Annotated in this window: 3 protein-coding genes; all 3 read left to right on the top strand. The window is 65.2% G+C overall.

Annotated elements, in window-relative coordinates:
* Nucleotides 1–1,098, top strand: a 1,098-nt coding sequence (locus B1C78_RS15205) for a motility hub landmark protein FimV (protein ID WP_281250613.1), incomplete at its 5' end; no start/stop codon positions are given.
* 138 nt (nt 1,099–1,236) lie between these two features.
* Nucleotides 1,237–1,917, top strand: a complete 681-nt coding sequence (locus B1C78_RS15200) for a hypothetical protein (protein ID WP_077280018.1) — start codon at nt 1,237–1,239, stop codon at nt 1,915–1,917.
* 10 nt (nt 1,918–1,927) lie between these two features.
* The gene (gene truA, locus B1C78_RS15195; RefSeq protein WP_077280017.1) at nt 1,928–2,707 is read left to right on the top strand and encodes a tRNA pseudouridine(38-40) synthase TruA; all 780 of its coding nucleotides are present in this window, start codon (nt 1,928–1,930) and stop codon (nt 2,705–2,707) included.
* Nucleotides 2,708–3,505 lie beyond the last annotated feature (798 nt).

The raw sequence follows: 3,505 nt of genomic DNA, 5'->3' as shown, positions 1-3,505 counted from the left end.
GTCGTTGGTGATCTCCTCGTGTTCCTCGGAAACCACGGCGAGTCCCCCGCCGTGGTTTCCGAGGAACACGAGGAGATCACCAACGACGACACCATCGCCGAAGTGGATGTATACCTGGCTTACGGGCTGTACAGCCAGGCCGAGGACCTGCTGAACAAGGCTGTGGAGGAGCATCCGGAGCGTATCGACTACCGCTTCAAACTGGCCGAGACGCACTACGCCACGCGCAACACCGAGGCCTTCGAGGCCAATGCCGAACGCATGAATGAAGCGTTGGCCGGGCGGCCCAGTGAGTTGTGGGAGCGCGTGCAGGCCATGGGTCAGGATCTGAATCCGGACAATCCGCTGTTCTCGGGCGCGCCGAGCCTGGCTCTGTCCGAGAGCGGGTCGACCCCGGAAGTGGATCTGGATCTGGGCATGGAGGAACTGGAGGATACGCTCGAAGACGTGGATCTCGAAGCCGACCTGGATGAGCCCGAATCCGCTCAGGCAGAGCGTATCGAGGGCGATGAGGCGGCCGATACGCTGCTGGAGGAATCGACCGACGAGGCACCCGTTTCCGCTGAAGACGACGCCCTTGAGTTTGACTTGGGTGATCTGGAACTGGATGCCGAGAGTCTCGACGTCGACGTCCTCGACGAGGATGCCGTGCGTACGGAGGGTGCCGAGCCGGAGTCGCCGGCTGCCGAGGCCCCGCCGTCCGGGGAAGACCAGACCAAGCTCGAGGAGTTGCCCGACCTGGGTGTGTCCGGTGAACCGGACATCAACCTCGACGACACGGTCCTGGGGGAAAGCGAGCCGGCCGATCTGCCGACTGGTGCGGACATGCCCGAGGACGACACCCAGATCCTGGACGAGGACTTCTCCGACATCGATTTCATGGGCGGTGCGGAGGCGGAGGACGACCTGCTCGCACCCGACGAGGAATCAGCAGATCTGCCGTCCGGTGATGAGGTGAGCACCAAGCTGGATCTGGCGCGGGCCTACATCGACATGGGCGATTCCGAAGGCGCCCGCAGCACCTTGGAAGAGGTGCTCACCGAGGGTAACGACGAGCAGAAGCGTGAGGCGCAGTCCCTGATTGATCAGCTCGGGTAACCCCGGGCGGTGAGCACCCAAGCCGCCAAAGGCGCCCTGACCGTCTGATGGGCGCTGCGCCCGCCGCCGGCGGGCTGGCGGCGGCAGCAGACGCCGGATGCGTTATCATCCGGTCACATTCCGCATCCCGGCACAGATATGCATCCCGCGTTGCGCATACTGGGCGTGATCCTGTTTATCCCGCTGGTGGCTCGCGGAGGCATCCTGGCCGGAGTCGTCGCCGCGCTGGGTGTCACGGTGCTGCTCTCCGGGCTCGGGCGCGAGGCATGGCGCCGCTGTTACGAACTCAACCGGCGCCTGCGCTGGCTGTTCCTGTCCATTGTCCTGCTCTACGGCTGGTTCACGCCGGGGCGTGAACTGCTCCCTGCGGCAGGCGTCCTGTCGCCTTCGCTGGAGGGCCTAATCGAAGGGCTGGCCCGCGCGGCCGTGCTCGTCATCGTTGTCGGCGCGGTGGTCTGGTTGCTCAGTCGCAGCAGCAGGGAGGAACTGGTCGCGGGTCTGTTGTGGCTGACAGCCCCGCTGGCCCGGGTCGGATTTCCCAGTGAGCGCTTTGCGGTGCGCCTGGCGTTGACACTGGATACCGTGCCAAGGCTGCAACCCATGGTTTCCGAGGCACGCGCGGCAACCGGCGGTGCGGCCCAAGCCTCGTGGCCTGGCCGGGCGAGCGCGTTGCTGCAACGGGTCATCGAACGGGCCCGGGAAGCGCCTCTTTCGCCCCTTGAGATCCACATACCGGGCCGCCCGCCCTGGCGCCAATGGCTGCTCCTCTGCGCCTGGCTCCTCCCTCTGCTGATACTCGCCGTCTGGCGTCCGATCTGACCGTCCGCGCATGAAACGCCTCGCCCTGGGTCTCGAATATGACGGCGCCGATTTTTGCGGCTGGCAGAGCCAGAAACATGCCCGTGGTGTTCAGGCCTGCGTGGAGCAGGCGCTCTCGAAGGTGGCCAATCAGCCGGTGAAAGTGGTCTGCGCGGGTCGAACCGATGCCGGGGTGCACGCGACCTGTCAGGTAATTCATTTCGACACCGATGCCGAGCGCACCGAGCGCTCCTGGATTCTGGGCGGCAACAGTCACCTGCCACCGCAGGTCAGCCTGCTCTGGGCCCGGGAGATGGATCCCGGCTTCAGCGCGCGATTCTCCGCCCGAAGCAGGCGTTATCGCTACGTGATCTTCAACCGCTGGGTGCGCCCCGGTGTACTGCACCGAAAGGTGAGCTGGCATCACCGGCCCCTGGATGCCGGCCTCATGCACGAGGCGGGACAGCGGCTCCTGGGAGAATGGGATTTCACCAGCTTTCGGGCCGTCGGCTGCCAGGCGAAAAGCCCGGTGCGTACCCTGTTGTCCCTGGACGTGAGCCGTCGTGGCGATTTCATCTACCTGGACGTGCACGCCAACGCCTTCCTGCATCACATGGTGCGCAACATCGCGGGTGTGCTCATGGCGGTGGGGGAAGGCGATCGGCCTATGGAGTGGGTGTCCGAGGTCCTCCATGCCCGCGACCGCACCCTCGGTGGCGTGACGGCATCGCCACATGGGTTGTATCTGGTGCATGTGGAGTATGAGGCGGAGACGGGGATTGTGTTGGAGCCGGTGTTGCCGGAGTTTTGATGCCGCAGATGGGCATTCGGTGGTTAAAGTCAAAGTCAAAGTCAGAGTCAAAGGCGTTTCGAACCCCGCTGCGCGGGGCTCGAGTTCCTTTCTTTGCTTGTCCAAAGAAAGGGACCAAAGAAACGACACCCGGATGTCTCGCCCCTTCGGGGTGCCCTGCGCGCGGGCGCGTTGCGGGGGGTCGATCGACAGGCCATCCATGGCCTGACGATCGACGCGCCGCATCCGTGCGGCGCCCCTGACGGGCGGACTCACCCAAGCCCTGACCAGGCCGCATTCAGAGCCACACACACGGCCCGGATCAAGGCGCGGTGCGCAGGCAATGGCAAGCCCTTGTCAAGCGCCGCAACGCAGAGCCGGGCCGTGTGTGTGGCTCCCTTCGGGCGGGCCGCAGACCGGTCATCTGCGGCGTTGCGCCCTCTTGAAAGGACCGGGCCATTCCTGCGAGGCCGCGCCTTGCATCTGACCGGTCTGCGACCCGCTGAATGCGACCTGGTCAGGGCTTGGGTGAGTGTACCCCGCAACACCCCCGTGCTCGGCGAGCCATACGGGGAAAGATCAAGACCCCTTCGATGAGCATGAACGGGGTACTGGGTATTGGGGCCTCTGGGTTTCCCTGGAGGGCGGCCCTCCGGCCGAACCGGGTTAGGCACGGCCAATGATGAAGGCATCGATATCAATGTTGCCCCGATGCCACTCGAAGCGGTGTTGACCTTCTCCCCTATGGCGCACCGAGTAGCGCAGGCTTCGAGGGTAAAAGCCCGAAGGGGCGCCGCACGGATGCGGCGCGTCGGCGCT

The organism is Thioalkalivibrio denitrificans (assembly GCF_002000365.1).
In the GTDB taxonomy this organism is placed as follows: Bacteria; Pseudomonadota; Gammaproteobacteria; order Ectothiorhodospirales; family Ectothiorhodospiraceae; genus Thioalkalivibrio_A; species Thioalkalivibrio_A denitrificans.
Note: the sequence above shows the minus strand (reverse complement) of the source record. Positions and strands in the feature narration are given on the sequence as shown.

What these genes read in the sequence shown, in the direction of transcription:
- B1C78_RS15200 (WP_077280018.1), top strand. Translation starts at nt 1,237, where the DNA reads ATGCATCCCGCGTTGCGCATACTGGGCGTGATCCTGTTTATCCCGCTG.
- truA (WP_077280017.1), top strand. Translation starts at nt 1,928, where the DNA reads ATGAAACGCCTCGCCCTGGGTCTCGAATATGACGGCGCCGATTTTTGC.